The following is a 14253-nucleotide window of genomic DNA, read 5'->3' as shown; positions in this document are numbered from 1 at the left end:
CGATGCAGGCATTGCGACTGCAGCCAGGGGACGACCTGCGCGGCGCGCTCGCCGGGCGCACGGGCTTCGTCGTGGCGGGTATCGGCAGCCTCGTGTCGGCGCAGCTGCGGTGGGCGGGCGCGGCCGGGCCGACGGGCATCGACGGGCCGCTGGAGATCCTGACGCTCAGCGGCAGCCTGACGCCCGACGGCATGCACCTGCATGCCAGCGTGTCGGATGCCATGGGACGAGTGTGGGGCGGGCATGTCTGCGCGGGCTGCGTCGTGCGGACGACGGCCGAGCTGCTCATCGCGCCGTTGCCGGCCGGCAGCCTCGCCCGGGTCTTCGATCCGGTGACGGGTTTCACCGAACTGGTCGTCCAGGAGCGCTGACGGCCGGCCGCGCTGCTAGCATGGCGGGATGACCAAGCTGCTCGACCTCGACTGACGCGCCTGAGCGCGTCGCCCGGCCCGCCCTGGGCCGCCCCTGGTCGAGTTTCTGAGCCCTTGCCGTCATGCTCTCCCGCCTCATCGCCTTCTTCACCCTTGCGCCGCAGGACCTGCTGCGCGACGCCGTCTACCGGCGGCTGTGGACCTCCATCCTGTGCTCGTCGCTGGGCGGCCAGATCACGCTGCTGGCGCTGCCGCTGACGGCGGCCGTGATGCTGCATGCCACGCCCACGCAGATGGGCCTGTTGCAGGCGCTGGAGGTGCTCCCCTTCGCGCTGTTTTCGCTGCCCGCCGGCGTGCTGCTGGACCGCGTGCGCAAGCTGCCGATCTACATCGGCGGCGAGGCGATGCTGGGCGTGGCCGTGGTGTCGGTGCCGGTTGCGGCCTGGCTGGGCGTGCTGGGCATGGGCTGGCTCTATGTCGTGGGTTTCATCATCGGCACGGTCAACACGACGGCGGGCAGCGCCGCGCAGATCGTGCTGACGCAGGTGGTGCCCCGTGAGCGCCTGGTGGAGGCCCACGCGAAGAACGCGCTGGCGTCCTCTGGCGCCGACGTCGCCGGGCCCGGGCTGGCTGGCCTGCTCATCAAGCTGCTCGGCGCACCGCTGGCGCTGGCCGTCAACGCGCTGATGTTGGCCGTTTCCACACTGATCCTGCGCGGCGTGCATGTGAAGGAGCAACTGCCCGAGCGCCAGGGCCAGGACTTCTGGGCCGAACTCAAGACCGGCCTGCGCTTCGTGCGTGAGCGGCCGCTGCTCGTCACGATGGCCATCGTCGTGGCCGCCTGGCATGTTTTCCATAACGCGGCGCTGGTGGTGCAGATCCTGTTGGCCACGCGCGAGCTGCATCTCGCGCCGCAGACGGTGGGCTGGTCCTACGTGGCGATCGGCGTCGGCACGGTGCTGGCCAGCAGCTTCGGCCACCGCATCAGTCGCCGCCTGGGGCCGGGACCCTGCCTGGTGCTGGGCTTCACGCTGTGCGGTCTGGCGTGGCTGCAGCTGGCGTTCGCACCGGCTGGCGCCTGGGGCGTGGCCAGCTTCGCACTGATGCTGTTCACCTGGGGGGCCGGCGCGGTGCTGCTGTTCATCAACTTCCTGTCGCTGCGCCAGGCTGTGACGCCCGCGCCGCTGCTGGGCCGCATGACGAGCACGATGCGCTGGCTCATCCTCGTGCCGGCCGCGCCGGGCGCGCTGCTGGGCGGCTGGCTCGGTGAGCACCTGGGTCTGCGCGCGGCGCTGGGGTTTGCCGGCATCGGCTGCGTGCTCACGGCGGTGTGGGCCTGGAACCACCCGGTGCTGCGGGGCGTGCGCGAGCTGCCCAAGCCCGTGGAGGTGGTGACAGCCTAGGGCCGCGCCACCTTGGTACGAGCCGGCCAGAGCATTTCTGCTCGGCTGGTGAACAGATTCTCGTTGCTGGTCGAACTATTGCGGGTCATCTGGCTACGATCCGACGGGTTCTTCTTGCCTGCAGGATCCATGTCCCATTCCCATCGCGGCGGCGAGGCGCGACGCCAGTACCAGGTCGTCGCGGACCGCATCCGTGCGCTCATTGATAACGAGGGGCGCCAGCCCGGATCGAGGCTGCCGCCCGAACGGGAACTGGCCGTGCAGCTGGGCGTGTCCCGGCCGTCGCTGCGCGAGGCCCTGATCGCGCTCGAGATCGACGGCCGCGTGGAGATCCGCGGCGGCTCCGGCGTCTACGTCTGTGCGGCCACCAACCCGGCGGACGGTGAGACGCCGTCGCTGGGCGACAGCCCGGCCGAGCTGATGGACGCGCGCGTCGTGCTGGAGAGCGCCATCATGACGCTGGCCGCGGCGCGGGTCACACAGCCCGGCCTGCAGCGTGTCGCCGACGCGCTGGCGGCCATGCATGCAGAGGTCGCCCAGGGGCGCAGCCCCGTCGATGCTGACCGGCGCTTCCATGCCGGCGTCGCCGAGATGACCGGCAATCCGGTGCTGGTCTCGCTGGTGACGGCCTTGTTCGACGGGCGTCACAGCCCGATCTCGTCGCGCATGCGCCAGGGTGCCGAGTCGGCAGGCGCCTGGCAGGCCGCGCTGGCGGAACACGAGGCCATCCTTATGGCCCTGGAGGCGCGCGACCCCTACGCCGCGACCGCGGCCATGTGTGCCCACCTGCAGGCGTCCTTCGGGCGCTGGATGGGCGCCCGGGCCGACGTCGCCAGCCGGCACAGCAGCGTCACCTGAACAACACGCGGCCCGGCGGCTCGCCGCGTCAGCTCGTGGCCAGCGCGGCCCGCAGCATCGGCTGGTTCAGCCGCAGTGCCAGCGCCTCGGCCAGCTCCACGACCGGCAGCAGGCGCCGCGCTTTCTTGGTGGCATGGTTCTGCGCGATGTCGGCCAGCCGGTGGGCCAGGAAGGGGTTGAGCAGGCGCTCGCGCAGCGCGACGACGTAGCGGCGTGCCTCGTCGCCTTGGTCGAGGGCGTCGAACACCGGCAGCACCTCCTGCTGCCAGGTCTGTTCCAGCGGCTCGCGCAGCGGCGGCGTCTGCATGGCCTGCAGTACCGTCATGTCCTTGGGGTGGCCGCCGCGGCGCCACAGCTCGGCCAGCACCGTATGGCCCAGGTTCAGCAGGTGGAGCTTCAGGCGCTCGTGGCGCAACAGATCGTCGGTCAGCTGGATGGCCGGGTGCCGGCAGGGCAGTTGCAGCCGCGGCTGGGCCTCGACCGCCCACAGCGCGTAGTGCTCGGCGACGGCGCCCACCGGGTCCAGTGCCTCGGAGACGATGCGGTCCACGAGCGAGTTGCCCCATACCGGCCGGGCCTGCAGCCAGTCGATGAAGGCCGGGGCGCAGCGCCACTGACGCGCCAGCGACACGACGGTGTCGCGCAGCCGGTCACCGTTGCGCGAGACCAGTTCGCAGGGCAGCAGCGTCAGTTCGGCGCCCGGGCGCGCATGCCAGCGGTCGTGCAGCAGCACCAGCAGTCGCGCCGGGAACGATGCAGGTGCCGCCGCACTGTCGGCCAGGTGGCGGGCGTCATCGCCGTCGACCAGCGTCCAGCCGCTGTCGCCGGTGTTGGACACGATCACGCGCACCGGCCCGCGCATGCGCTCGCGCACGGCAGGCCAATCGGTGGCCGCCTGCAGCGCCTCGCGGACCGCACGGCAGCGGCGGCGCGATTCGACGGGTTGCCCGTCTACGAGGCCGCGCACGACGACGTCGAAGCCCTCTGCGCGAGCCAGCGCCGCCGTGCGGCGCGTGCTGGCCGGGTTGGCAGTGCCCTGCACGACCGTGATGCCACCCAGCGCCTCCCCGCGCTCTGCCGCCTCGCTGACGAACAGGTCGACATGCGCCTGCAGGAAGCGGCTGGTACCGAACTGCAGGATCGGCTGGCCGGCTGGCTCCGCGGCGTTCAGCATTCGACGATGGCCTTGATGACGCCCTCGGTCGGGTCCAGCAGCCGCGCGAAGCCTGTCGGCACGTCGGCCAGCGCCAGGCGATGCGTGGCCAGCGCGGTGTCGGGCACCAGGCCCTGGCGCATCGCGGCCATGACGGTCTCGAAGTCCTCGGTCGTCGCATTGCGGCTGCTCAGCAGCGTGGCCTCGCGCTTGTGGAACTCGGGGTCGGAGAAGCTGATGTCGCCCTGCACGATGGACACCAGCACGTAGCGCCCGCCGTGCGCCACGAAGCGGAAACCGCGCTCCATCGCCTGGCGGTTGCCGGTGGCGTCGAAGACCACGTCGAAGAACTCGCTGTCGGTCAGCCGGGCCAACTCGGCCTCGTCGCCGTCGCCCAGCGACACGGTGTGCGTGGCGCCCGCGTGCTGCCGGGCCACGTCGAGCCGGTCCAGCCGGCCGTCCAGCGCCGTGACGGTGGCGCCGCGCAGATGGGCGAAGAGCATCGTGCCCAGCCCGATCGGCCCGGAGCCGACCACCAGCACGCGCTGGCCAGCAGTCACGTCGCCGCGGCGCACCGCATGCGCGCCGATCGCCAGGAACTCCAGCATCGCGGCCTGGTCCAGCGTGATGCCGTCGGCCTTGCCGACAAAGCGCCGGGGCACGCTGACGAACTCGGTGAAGGCGCCGTCGCGATGCACGCCCAGCACCTGGATGCGCGTGCAGCAGTTGGGCTTGCCCTGGCGGCACGCAATGCAGTCGCCACAGGACAGGTAGGGCGTCACATAGACCGGATCGCCAGGCTGCAGGCCGCTGTCTGCGTCGGCCGCCTCCACGACACCGGACAGCTCGTGCCCCATGACGCGCGGGTAGGCGAGGTAGGGCTGATTGCCGGTGAAGATGTGCAGGTCCGTCCCGCAGACGCCGACGCGCCGCACGCGAAGCAGCACGTCGCCCGGCGCCCGCTCGGGTCGCGGCCGGTCATGGGCCACGAGGGAACCCGGGGATTCGCAGGAGATGGTCAGCATGGTTCGAGGCGGTAGATGCGCGAGGCGTTGCCGCCGAAGAGCGCGTTCAGGTCGTTGGGATGGGGTGCGGGCTGGAGCTGGCGGGCCAGCAGGTGGGCGAGCCGCCACCAGTCGTCGTAGCCCGCGGCCAGGCGCAGCACCGGCCAGTCGCTGCCCCACAGCAGGCGCTCGGGGCCGAACAGCTCCCACAGCGCCTGCGCGTAGGGCTGCAGCGACGCGGCGTCGCGGCGCTCGCCGGCCTCGGTCAGCAGGCCGGAGAGCTTGCAGTGGACCTGGGGCAGGGCGGCGAGCGCGGCGAGATTGCGTCGCCACGGTTCGATGACCGCGGTGGCGATCAGGGGCTTGGCGGCATGGTCGATGACGATCGTCAGGCCGGGATGACGCGCCGCAAAGCGATGCAGGCCCGGCAACTGGCGGGGCAGCACCAGCGCATCGAACACGAGGCCATGGCGCTGCATGGCCTGCGCGGCGGGGTCGCAGGCCGGGTCGGCGATCCAGTCGTCGTCGGGCAGGTCCTGCAGCATTGGCCGCAGGCCCTTGAGCAGCGGATGGGCCGCCAGCGCGTCGATCTGCCCAGGCGCGTCCGCTGCCTTGAAATCCACCCAGCCGACGACGCCGCGCACCCAGGGCGTGGCGGCGGCCTGAGCGAGCATCCAGTGCGTGTCGGCCACGCTTGGCAGCGACTGCACGAGCACCGTCGCGTCGATGCCCGCTGCACTGAGGTGCGGGGCAAGGTCGTCCGGGCCGAAGTCCCGGTGGATGGCGGCCAGGCTGGCGGGCGGCCACTGGCCCCCGCGGTCGGCCAGGCGCCAGAAGTGCTGGTGGGCGTCGACGCGCATCAGCCTTCCTTGTGACCGCTGCTCGGCAGCGGCGCCGCAGCATCGAGCAGGCCGCGCGCCTGCAGCGCAGGCCACAGTTCGCGCGGGACGGGGCTGCGCAGCCAGGCCGCATTGGCCTTGACCTCCAGCGGTGAGCGCATGCCGGCCAGCACGGTCGCCACGGCCGGATGGGCGAGCGGGAACTGCAGCGCGGCGGCTTGCAGCGGCACGCTGAACTCCGCGCAGACGGCGCGCAGCGCGTGGACCCGCTGCATGACGTCAGCCGGCACGTCGCCGTAGTTGTAGCGGGGCTGTCCGGCCAGCAGGCCGGAGTTGAACGGCCCGCCCACCAGCACGCGCACACCGTCGGCCGCGCAGCGGTCGAGAAAGGGCAGGCTGCCCTGTTCCAGCAGCGTGTAGCGGCCAGCCAGCAGCACGACGTCCAGCGGCGCTGTGTCGAGCGCATCCTGCGCCACCTGCCATTCATTCACGCCCAGGCCGATGGCACGAACGACCCCTTGCTCGCGGAGTTCGGCGAGCGCGCGGAAGCCGCCGCCCGTCGTCAGTGCCTGCCAGTGCACCGCGTGCTGCTCGCCATGCGTGGCGCGACCGATGTCGTGCACGAGCAGCATGTCGATGCGTGCCAGGCCCAGCCGCTGCAGGCTGTCCTCGAAGGAGCGCATGACGCCGGCATGGCTGTAGTCGTACACCGGCCGAAACGGCAGCGGCTGTGCCCAGCCATCGCTGCCCGGCGCCACACTGGCGTCCGGGTGCATCAGCCGGCCCACCTTGGTCGACAGGACGAAGCTGTCGCGGGGCTTGGTCGCCAGGAACTCGCCGGTTCGGCGCTCGCTGAGCGTATAGCCGTAGAACGGTGCGGTGTCGAAGTAGCGCACGCCCTCGGCCCAGGCAGCGGCCAACGTGGCGGACGCCGTATCGGCGCTGACGTTGTCGTAGAGCCCGGCGATCGCGGCGGCACCGAAGCCCAGCGTCGTCAGGCGGAGCTGGGCCCGAGGCAGAGGGCGGCTGAAGAGGCTCGCGGGGCGGTGCATGCGCAGCAGCGAAGTTCGTCGCCGGCCCACGTCAGTACAGCACGGCCCTGGCTTCGGGCGTTTCCAGGTTCGCCTTGTCCACCCAGACGACACCGGTGTCACGGAACTTGGGCACGGGCTTCTTCTGCAGCAGGTCGTTGACGGTCTTGACGCCGAGCTCGCCCATCTGGAAGGAGCCCTGCACGGCGATGCCGGTGAGCGTGCCGTCCTGGACGAACTTCTGCAGGTCCTGGTTGCCATCGAAACCGACGGCCACCAGCTTGCCGGCCCGGCCGGCCTGCACGATGGCGCGGCCCATGCCGACGGCGGTGGGCTCGTTGGCGCCGAAGATGCCCTTGAGGTCGCGATGCGCGGCCAGCAGGTCGGTCGTCTGGTTCATGGCCGTGGCCATCTGGGACTGCGAATAGAACGGGCCGACGACCTGCAGCTTGGAGTTCGCCTTCAGGTAGTTCTTGAAGGCGCCGACGCGGTCCACCTCCGACCCGGCACCGGCGACGTAGGACATGATGGCCACCTTGCCCGTCGTGCCCACCTTCGCGATCAGCTGCTTGGCGCACAGCTCGCCGGCCGCGCGGTTGTCGGTCGTCAGGAAGGACTGGTAGTACTTCCTGCCGGCCTCAGCGACCTGCGAGTCGATCAGCACGACGGGGATGCGCGCCTCCCACGCCTTCTTCATGACCGGCACGAGCGCGTCGGGGTCGGACGGCGCCAGCACGATGCCGGCGACACGCCGGTTGACGGCGTTCTCGACGAGGTTGACCTGCTCGGCGATCGCCGATTCGCTGGCCGGGCCGGCGAAGGTCATTGTGTGGCCCGGCACGTCCTTCATCGCCGCCTCGGCGCCCTTGTTGACGTTCTGCCAGTACGTGGAGTTGGTCGTCTTGACGATGACGGCGATCTCGCCGGCGTGGCCGGTGGCGCACAGCGCTGCGAGGGCGGCGGCCAGCAGGTGGCGTAGGGGGCGCAGTGGGCGCAGGGGGGAATGCATGCGATGTCTCCTGGTGTGGTGACCGGTCTTCAGCGCCGGTTGCGGAGTTGGTCGATCCAGACGGTCAACAGGATGACCAGGCCGATGATGATCTGCTGCGAGAACGCGGACACGCCGTTCATGTTCAGGCCGTTGCGCAGGATGCCGATGACGAAGGCGCCGATGACGGTGCCGGAGATCGTGCCGACGCCGCCGGACAGCGACGTGCCGCCGATGACGGCCGCGGCGATGGCGTCGAGCTCGTACATGACGCCCTCGTTGGGCTGCGCCGTGACCAGGCGCGACATCAGCACGCAGCCCGTCAGCCCGGCGAGCGCTCCGGACGCGACGTAGGCGAACATCGCGACGCGACCGACGCTGACGCCCGACAGCCGCGCCGCCTCGCCGTTGGAGCCAACGGCGTGCAGGTGCCGGCCCAACGTCGTGCGGCGCAGCAGGATGGAGGCGGCCACGGCCAGTACCAGCATCAGCAGCACCGGGTAGGGGATGCCCGGAAACGTCACGTCCGGGAAACCCTGCTCGTCGAGGGTCTCGACGCGCCACAGCGCGCCGTTGCCCAGCGCGCCGAAGGCCTCGCCCAGCCCCGAGACGGCGCGCGCATCGGTCAGTTGCAGCGCCACGCCGCGGGCGACCAGCATCATGCCCAGCGTCGCGATGAAGGGCGGCAGGCCCAGCCGCGTGACGCACAGCCCGTTGATCGCGCCGCACACCGCGCCCACGGCCACGCCGAGCGTCATGGCCGGCGTGACCGGCATGCCGTGCTTGACTAGCAGCCCGGCCACGACGCCCGACAGCGCCAGCACGGAGCCCACGGAGAGGTCGATGCCGCCCGTCAGGATGACGAGCGTGGCGCCGATGCCCAGGTAGATGATGGTGCTGACCTGCAGCGCCACCGTCATCGCGTTGCCCAGCGTTGGGAAGGCGCTGCTCGTGAACGAGAACACCGCCATCAGCACGAGCAGCCCCGCCAGGGCGGCGAATTTCTGGATCAGGTCTTTCTGGCGGTCAGTCATGCAGGGTCGTCTCCGGTGCGGCCTCTTCGGGCTCTGGGGCGCTCCCGGTCCCACCGACCGAGGCGTGGTGGATGATGTCGTGCTGCGTGCATTCGCGGGTCTGCAGCACGCGGGCGATGCGGCCCTGGCGGAACACCGCCACGCGGTCCGTCAGGCCGAGGATTTCCGGCAGGTCCGAGCTGATGAGGATGACGCCGATGCCCTCGGCCGCAAGCCGATCCATCAGCTCGTAGATGGCGTACTTGGCGCCCACGTCGATGCCGCGCGTGGGTTCGTCGAAGATGATGATTCGGGCCTCGCGGAACAGCCACTTGGCGATGACGATCTTCTGCTGGTTGCCGCCCGACAGCAGCCGAGCCACCTGGTCGGGCGACGGCGTGCGGATGGCCAGCTGCTGGATGAAGCGCTCGGCCGTCTGCCGTTCGCCGGCAGCGTCAATGAAGCCGAGCGGCCCGGACAGCGCCCCGAGGTTGGCCAGCGTGATGTTGTGTGCCACGCTCATCTTGACCGCCAGACCGTGGGCCTTGCGGTCCTCCGACACATAGGCGATGCCGGCCGCGATCGCGTCGCGCGGCGTGCGCAGCGCCAGCCGCTGGCCGGCCAGCTGCACCTCGCCGTCGTCCAGCGGGTCGGCGCCGAAGAGGGCCCGTGCCACCTCGGTGCGGCCCGCGCCTACCAGGCCCGCGAAGCCGAGGATCTCGCCGCGGCGCAGCTCGAAGTCGACCGGCCCGAAAACGCCGTCGCGCCGCAGGCCACGCACCTGCATCAGCACCTGGTCCCCCGGCATCCGCGTGGCGGCGGGGAACTGTTGCGTCAGCTCGCGGCCGACCATCAGGCTGACGATCTCGTCGATGGACGTGTCGGCCCAGTCCCGCGTGGCGATGTACTGGCCGTCGCGCAGCACCGTCACGCGGTCTGTGATGACGCCCAGTTCGTCCAGTCGGTGCGAGATGTAGACGATGCCCACGCCGCTGCGCTTGAGCTCCAGCACCACCTGCAGCAGGCGCTCGGCGTCGGCCTCGCCCAGCGAGGACGTGGGCTCGTCCATGATCAGCAGCCGCGCGTCCATGGACAGGGCCTTGGCGATCTCCACCATCTGCTGCTGCGCGATGGACAGGGTGGACACCTGCGCGTCCGGGTCGATGGCCACGCCGAGCCGCTCGAGGCAGCGGCGTGCACCATCGCGTTGACGTTCACGGTCGATGAACAGTCCGCGGCGCGGCTCGCGGCCGAGCCAGATGTTCTCGGCCACGCTCAGATGAGGCACCAGGTTCAGCTCCTGGTGGATCATGACGATGCCCAGCGCCTGCGCATGGACGAGACCCCGGATGCGGACCGCCTCGCCATCGATGCGGACCTCGCCGTCGTTCGGCATGTAGACGCCGCTGAGGATCTTCATCAGCGTCGACTTGCCGGCGCCGTTTTCGCCGCAGACGGCGTGCACCTCGCCCCGTCGCACCTCCAGGCAGACGCCGGACAACGCGATGACGTTGTCAAAGCGTTTGGTGACGCCCTGCATGCTGAGCAGCGGGGCGGTCACGGACGGAGGGGCGGACGCGAGCATCGTGGAGCCGAGAGGCGGTTTGGTCATTCCGGACAGCTCTTGAGTGTAGTTTGGTCAGACCACATGGCGTGCGGATTCGGCGGACTTTGCATTGCGGGTTTACACCTGCGACGCGCTATCCAGCCATGGTGGCGGCGCCCGTCACGCACTTGTGGATCGCGGTGGAGGCCTCCGGCGACATCGCGCAGGCGCGGGTTTTCGCTGACTGCAACGGGCCGAAACTTCTGGTCTGGCCAATTTACACTGGCCGGACCAGTTGGAAAGAAACATGATGCACGAGACCTCAGCTTCCGGGGCGCACCTGGACGGCAAGACGGTGTTGATCACGGCGGCCGGCCAGGGGATTGGTCAGGCCGCAGCGCTGGCCTGCCTTGCTGCCGGCGCCCGGGTCATTGCTACGGACCTGCGGCCGGAGGGGTTGGCGCGTCTTGCCGGTTCGACGAGCTTGGCGGACGTCACCCGCCTGACCACGGCAGAGCTGGACGTGCGCGACACCGAGGCCATCAAGCGGCTGGCCGCCGGCACGACGCCGCTGGACGGCTTGTTCAACTGCGCTGGCTTCGTGCACCACGGCAACGTGCTGGACTGTGACGAGGCTGCGTGGGACTTCAGCATGGACCTCAACGTCAAGAGCATGTGGCGCATGATGCGTGCCTTCGTGCCCGGCATGCTGCAGCGCGCCGCCGAGCGTGGCAGCGTGTCGGTGCTGAACATGGCGTCCATGGCGTCGTCCGTGAAAGGCTTCCCGAACCGCTTTGCCTACGGCACCAGCAAGGCCGCCGTCATCGGCATGAGCAAGGCCGTCGCGGCCGACTTCGTCAAGCAGGGGCTGCGCTGCAATGCGCTGTGCCCGGGCACCGTGGACACGCCCTCGCTGCGCGAGCGCATCGCAGCCGCGCCCGATCCGGTCCAGGCCGAGAAGGATTTCATCGCCCGCCAGCCGATGGGCCGCCTGGCCGCGGTGGACGACATCGCACCGTTGGTGGTCTTCCTGCTCAGCGACGCGTCGCGCTTCATCACCGGCCAGGCCATCAACGTCGATGGCGGCGTGACGATCTGACGCGCGCCGCAGTGAGCGGCGCATGAACGGCGCATGACCGGCGCATCAAATGGCCGCTGGAGCGACGGCTGACTGAGGGACACTGTAGCCCTTTGTAAAGCGATCCCCAGCCTACCCATGCCCGAGTTCCAGCGAGAGGCCCGCCGTGACTGATAAAGCCCCGCCCGCGCGCCCGCGGCGCGCAGCGACGCTGGCCGACGTCGGCCGGGAGGCGGGCGTGTCTGCCATGGCCGCGTCGGCCGTGCTCAACAGCCCCACCACGTCAACCCGCATCTCCAAGGAAACGCAGGAGCGCGTGCTGGCGGCAGCCAAGAAGCTGCGCTACCGGCCCAACCAGACGGCGCGAGCGCTCGTCGACCGCCGCATGAACGCGCTGGGCCTGGTGGGCATGCTGGCTGGCGGCGACCCCAACCTCTACTTCCTGGAGGTGTTCGACGGTGTCGTGCAGGAGGCGACGGCGCGCGGGCAGATCGTCACCGTGTTCAACGTCGGCAGCTGGGAGGCGGCCAGCCGGCTGATCCCGCAATACTGCGACGGTCGCGTCGACGGCCTCATCCTGGTCGCGCCGATGATTGACGCGCCGGCCAGCGAGTGGTTGCCCGAGCACGCACCGGCGGTGGCCGTGCACCCCAACCACGCGGTCCCCGGCGTGGCCAACCTGCGTGCGGACGACGAAGGCGGCGCGCGCCAGGCGGTGAACCGCCTGCTGGGCCTGGGCCACCGGCGCATCCTGCATGTGGGCGGCCCGGTCGGCTACATGGGCGCCGAGCTGCGCTGCCAGGGGTTTCGCCGCGCCTGCGAGGCGGCCGGCGTCGGCGTGCCGGCCGATTACATCGTCAGGACCGACTTCACGGCCGAGGGTGGCGCGCAGGCCATGGACGCCTGGCTGCAGTCACACCAGGGCCAGCCGCTGCCGGACGCGATCTTCGCGGCCAGCGACGGCATTGCGCTGGGCTGCCTGGAGCGACTGCAGGCGCGAGGCTTGCGCGTGCCCGAGGACATCTCGGTCATCGGCTTCGACAACACGTTGTTCGCGCGCGCCGCGCGGTTGTCCACCGTGGCGCAACCGCTGCGCACGCTGGGGCGGCTGGCCGTGCAGGCCTTGCTGACGTCCATCGAAGCTCATCGCGATGGCCACGCAGCGACGGATGCGACAGAGACGGTGCTGGACACGACGCTCATCGAGCGCGCGACGCTGGCGGCGCCCCGTGCGACGCCGCTCCTCATTGCCTGAGACGGCCACGACTCGGCAGTCGTCGACGGCTGGTGCGAGGCCGGCGATCCACGGTGCGCAAGCGCGCCAGGCGCGACTGCTTCAGCGGACTGGCGAGTCAGATTGACCGCCGAATGCGGCCAAACCGTGCTCACAACTGCTCGATGGTGACCTTCGCCAGTTTGGCGACCCGCTGCGTCGTTGAGGGAGAAGTAGAAATCATCCACGAATCGCTTCTTCGCCAATCGCCTTGGCCATCCATGAGGGCAGGAAGGCACGTCCCGACGCCAGCGCCCGCCATTCCGCGGACGGCAGCGTCCGCCGCAAGGCGGTCAGGGACTCGTTCACATGCGACGGGCCCATCCAGGCCAATGCCCGGACGGCCGCGCCGACCTGGCCAGTCCACAGCGCCAGCATCCAGCGGGGGACATGTTTGACCGTCATCCCGTAGCGACCCAGTTTCAGCTTGCGGCTGCGCCCCGAGGTCAGATAGACCTCGCGAATCGGAACCTGGTGGGTCAGGCCCAGTGCGTTCGCCGTGCTGCGAGCTTGACCACGAACGGTTTGAGCGTCGCAAGCTTGAGTTCTATTCGGACGGTCGTGTAGGTGGTGCTTGCCAGGGCTGGTCCATCGGCGAAACAGAACTTGGATCTGTTGCAGTCCCAGCCCTCTCAGAAATCAACCAGATGCCCGAATTTGAAGGCGAGGTCCTCAGCAAGGCTGACTTCGAGGAGTTGTGGATCAGACATGCCAGAGGCGCAGGGAGCTAGCGCCGGCCAGGCGCTTCCGTTGACCATAGTCCCCTTGCTTTAGGCTGGCTATTGCCACTTGAACCCCGTAGTGGCCCAACACACTTCGCACCCTTTCCAGGGTCGTCCATGCCGCATGCCATCTGAAAAGCTTCGACAGTCTTTTGAAGTCTTGTGCAAAGCCTTGCCCCCGGGCATTGAGTTGGGCATGCCTTGGCCGCATGACCAAGGCTACGATGACTATGAATCGCCTTCGCTGATCTACGAAGCAGCCCAGGACATTGGCGGCCAAGCGTTCCTCACTGGTGACGCAGCTCTGGTGGAGGCGTTTCTTGAACTCTCGCGAAACATGGCAGAGCCTAGAGTCGTCGGCTTCTGGCTCCGCTACGCTAGCTTCTACTCGGATGATGATGGCGCCGGACTTCAACAATTAGTGGGTGGCTGGAGGTCTAGCACGGACCCGCTGAAGCGCTATTTGGCTGAGCATGCGAAAGACTTGGTCGAAGCAGGCCCAACCTCTTGAGATCGACTGGTTGCGGCCAGGAGGGGTCGGTCGTGACGGGCGGCTGGGACGCCGGCTGAAGCCTCGAGGTCGGTAAGGCGCTATGAACTCGAAGATTTTGTTTCTGCTAGGACTGTTGTTGTTTTGGATACTGGCCGCCGTTGGCCGGTTCATCGCGAATACTGAAGTAGCAGCGTTCGCCAAGAATTGGTTTGTCTTTGGCGCAATCGTCCAGTATTTATGCAGTCTTCCAATGCAGAAACATGCATCAAATTTGCATGGCTACTTGGCGTCCGTTGGCAAGAAGCTGCCAAAGAACCGAGATCAGGTTTTGGCGGCAGCTGCAGCTGATCCCTGGCTCATTCCAAATGATCTGCTCATGAAGTACAACGTCTGGCAGGCGATCTCTATTTTTCTGGCTGGTCCGCTGCTTTGCTCCATCGTCATCATGGCGCTTTCATTCATCAAGTTCGTCTGACGCCAG

Annotated in this window: 16 protein-coding genes; 8 read left to right on the top strand and 8 right to left on the bottom strand. The window is 69.2% G+C overall.

What is annotated here, in order from left to right:
• Nucleotides 1-2 precede the first annotated feature (2 nt).
• The 3 genes from LXT13_RS26215 to LXT13_RS26205 all read left to right on the top strand — a co-directional run bounded on the left by LXT13_RS26215 (nucleotide 3) and on the right by LXT13_RS26205 (nucleotide 2632).
• Nucleotides 3-371, top strand: a complete 369-nt coding sequence (locus tag LXT13_RS26215; protein ID WP_233375276.1) for a PPC domain-containing DNA-binding protein — start codon at nucleotides 3-5, stop codon at nucleotides 369-371.
• A 122-nt stretch (nucleotides 372-493) separates the two neighbouring features.
• Nucleotides 494-1774 (top strand): MFS transporter, encoded by a 1281-nt coding sequence (locus tag LXT13_RS26210; RefSeq protein ID WP_233375275.1) that lies wholly within the window; start codon nucleotides 494-496, stop codon nucleotides 1772-1774.
• A 129-nt stretch (nucleotides 1775-1903) separates the two neighbouring features.
• Nucleotides 1904-2632, top strand: coding sequence for a FadR/GntR family transcriptional regulator (locus tag LXT13_RS26205; RefSeq protein ID WP_233375274.1), 729 nt, complete (start codon nucleotides 1904-1906; stop codon nucleotides 2630-2632).
• A gap of 28 nt (nucleotides 2633-2660) precedes the next feature.
• Here the strand turns inward: LXT13_RS26205 and LXT13_RS26200 are convergent, their stop codons facing one another.
• Genes LXT13_RS26200 through LXT13_RS26170 form a run of 7 tightly spaced genes read right to left on the bottom strand, consistent with a single transcriptional unit; the run spans nucleotide 2661 to nucleotide 10272 of the window.
• Nucleotides 2661-3806: a mannitol dehydrogenase family protein gene (locus tag LXT13_RS26200; RefSeq protein ID WP_233375273.1), complete on the bottom strand. Its 1146-nt coding sequence runs from the start codon at nucleotides 3804-3806 to the stop codon at nucleotides 2661-2663.
• Entirely contained in the window at nucleotides 3800-4810 is a 1011-nt protein-coding gene (locus tag LXT13_RS26195) for a zinc-binding alcohol dehydrogenase family protein (protein ID WP_233375272.1), read from the bottom strand. The genes LXT13_RS26200 and LXT13_RS26195 overlap by 7 nt, the downstream gene beginning before the upstream one ends.
• Nucleotides 4804-5649: an amidohydrolase family protein gene (locus tag LXT13_RS26190; protein WP_233375271.1), complete on the bottom strand. Its 846-nt coding sequence runs from the start codon at nucleotides 5647-5649 to the stop codon at nucleotides 4804-4806. Before LXT13_RS26190 ends, LXT13_RS26195 begins: the two co-directional genes overlap by 7 nt.
• Complete coding sequence (locus tag LXT13_RS26185) at nucleotides 5649-6680, bottom strand: aldo/keto reductase (RefSeq protein WP_233375269.1); 1032 nt, start codon at nucleotides 6678-6680, stop codon at nucleotides 5649-5651. The genes LXT13_RS26190 and LXT13_RS26185 overlap by 1 nt, the downstream gene beginning before the upstream one ends.
• A 31-nt stretch (nucleotides 6681-6711) precedes the next feature.
• On the bottom strand, nucleotides 6712-7668 hold the full coding sequence (locus LXT13_RS26180) for an ABC transporter substrate-binding protein (RefSeq protein ID WP_233375268.1): 957 nt from the start codon (nucleotides 7666-7668) through the stop codon (nucleotides 6712-6714).
• Nucleotides 7669-7697: 29 nt separating this feature from the next.
• Complete coding sequence (locus LXT13_RS26175) at nucleotides 7698-8681, bottom strand: ABC transporter permease (RefSeq protein ID WP_233375267.1); 984 nt, start codon at nucleotides 8679-8681, stop codon at nucleotides 7698-7700.
• Nucleotides 8674-10272, bottom strand: a complete 1599-nt coding sequence (locus tag LXT13_RS26170; RefSeq protein ID WP_419964715.1) for a sugar ABC transporter ATP-binding protein — start codon at nucleotides 10270-10272, stop codon at nucleotides 8674-8676. Before LXT13_RS26170 ends, LXT13_RS26175 begins: the two co-directional genes overlap by 8 nt.
• Before the next feature lie 244 nt (nucleotides 10273-10516).
• Between LXT13_RS26170 and LXT13_RS26165 the strand changes: the two genes are divergently transcribed.
• Together LXT13_RS26165 and LXT13_RS26160 are read left to right on the top strand one after the other, a co-directional pair.
• On the top strand, nucleotides 10517-11305 hold the full coding sequence (locus LXT13_RS26165) for an SDR family oxidoreductase (RefSeq protein ID WP_233375266.1): 789 nt from the start codon (nucleotides 10517-10519) through the stop codon (nucleotides 11303-11305).
• Between the two features lie 145 nt (nucleotides 11306-11450).
• The gene (locus LXT13_RS26160) at nucleotides 11451-12539 is read left to right on the top strand and encodes a LacI family DNA-binding transcriptional regulator (RefSeq protein ID WP_233375265.1); all 1089 of its coding nucleotides are present in this window, start codon (nucleotides 11451-11453) and stop codon (nucleotides 12537-12539) included.
• 198 nt (nucleotides 12540-12737) lie between these two features.
• Here the strand turns inward: LXT13_RS26160 and LXT13_RS26155 are convergent, their stop codons facing one another.
• Entirely contained in the window at nucleotides 12738-13046 is a 309-nt protein-coding gene (locus LXT13_RS26155; protein ID WP_255719752.1) for a DUF6088 family protein, read from the bottom strand.
• Between LXT13_RS26155 and LXT13_RS29050 the strand changes: the two genes are divergently transcribed.
• The 3 genes from LXT13_RS29050 (at nucleotide 13046) to LXT13_RS26145 (ending at nucleotide 14247) form a co-directional block, all read left to right on the top strand.
• A complete protein-coding gene (locus LXT13_RS29050) occupies nucleotides 13046-13288 on the top strand; it encodes a DUF6881 domain-containing protein (protein WP_419964714.1) in 243 nt (80 codons plus the stop codon). The two genes, LXT13_RS26155 and LXT13_RS29050, sit on opposite strands and share 1 nt — an antisense overlap.
• A gap of 115 nt (nucleotides 13289-13403) precedes the next feature.
• A complete protein-coding gene (locus LXT13_RS26150) occupies nucleotides 13404-13790 on the top strand; it encodes a hypothetical protein (RefSeq protein ID WP_233375264.1) in 387 nt (128 codons plus the stop codon).
• Between the two features lie 82 nt (nucleotides 13791-13872).
• On the top strand, nucleotides 13873-14247 hold the full coding sequence (locus LXT13_RS26145) for a hypothetical protein (RefSeq protein ID WP_233375263.1): 375 nt from the start codon (nucleotides 13873-13875) through the stop codon (nucleotides 14245-14247).
• The last annotated feature ends 6 nt before the right edge of the window (nucleotides 14248-14253 follow it).

This window comes from Pelomonas cellulosilytica (assembly GCF_021353265.1).
Lineage (GTDB): Bacteria > Pseudomonadota > Gammaproteobacteria > Burkholderiales > Burkholderiaceae_C > Pelomonas > Pelomonas cellulosilytica.
This window is presented reverse-complemented; position numbering and strand designations above follow the sequence as displayed.

Excerpts from the sequence above, each read along its gene's own strand:
- LXT13_RS26190 (WP_233375271.1), bottom strand. The coding sequence starts at position 5,649 with ATGCGCGTCGACGCCCACCAGCACTTCTGGCGCCTGGCCGACCGCGGG.
- LXT13_RS26200 (WP_233375273.1), bottom strand. The coding sequence starts at position 3,806 with ATGCTGAACGCCGCGGAGCCAGCCGGCCAGCCGATCCTGCAGTTCGGT.
- LXT13_RS26185 (WP_233375269.1), bottom strand. The coding sequence starts at position 6,680 with ATGCACCGCCCCGCGAGCCTCTTCAGCCGCCCTCTGCCTCGGGCCCAG.
- LXT13_RS26195 (WP_233375272.1), bottom strand. The coding sequence starts at position 4,810 with ATGCTGACCATCTCCTGCGAATCCCCGGGTTCCCTCGTGGCCCATGAC.
- LXT13_RS26150 (WP_233375264.1), top strand. The coding sequence starts at position 13,404 with ATGCCATCTGAAAAGCTTCGACAGTCTTTTGAAGTCTTGTGCAAAGCC.
- LXT13_RS26175 (WP_233375267.1), bottom strand. The coding sequence starts at position 8,681 with ATGACTGACCGCCAGAAAGACCTGATCCAGAAATTCGCCGCCCTGGCG.
- LXT13_RS26215 (WP_233375276.1), top strand. The coding sequence starts at position 3 with ATGCAGGCATTGCGACTGCAGCCAGGGGACGACCTGCGCGGCGCGCTC.
- LXT13_RS26205 (WP_233375274.1), top strand. The coding sequence starts at position 1,904 with ATGTCCCATTCCCATCGCGGCGGCGAGGCGCGACGCCAGTACCAGGTC.
- LXT13_RS26170 (WP_419964715.1), bottom strand. The coding sequence starts at position 10,272 with ATGACCAAACCGCCTCTCGGCTCCACGATGCTCGCGTCCGCCCCTCCG.
- LXT13_RS26180 (WP_233375268.1), bottom strand. The coding sequence starts at position 7,668 with ATGCATTCCCCCCTGCGCCCACTGCGCCCCCTACGCCACCTGCTGGCC.
- LXT13_RS26145 (WP_233375263.1), top strand. The coding sequence starts at position 13,873 with ATGAACTCGAAGATTTTGTTTCTGCTAGGACTGTTGTTGTTTTGGATA.
- LXT13_RS26210 (WP_233375275.1), top strand. The coding sequence starts at position 494 with ATGCTCTCCCGCCTCATCGCCTTCTTCACCCTTGCGCCGCAGGACCTG.
- LXT13_RS26165 (WP_233375266.1), top strand. The coding sequence starts at position 10,517 with ATGCACGAGACCTCAGCTTCCGGGGCGCACCTGGACGGCAAGACGGTG.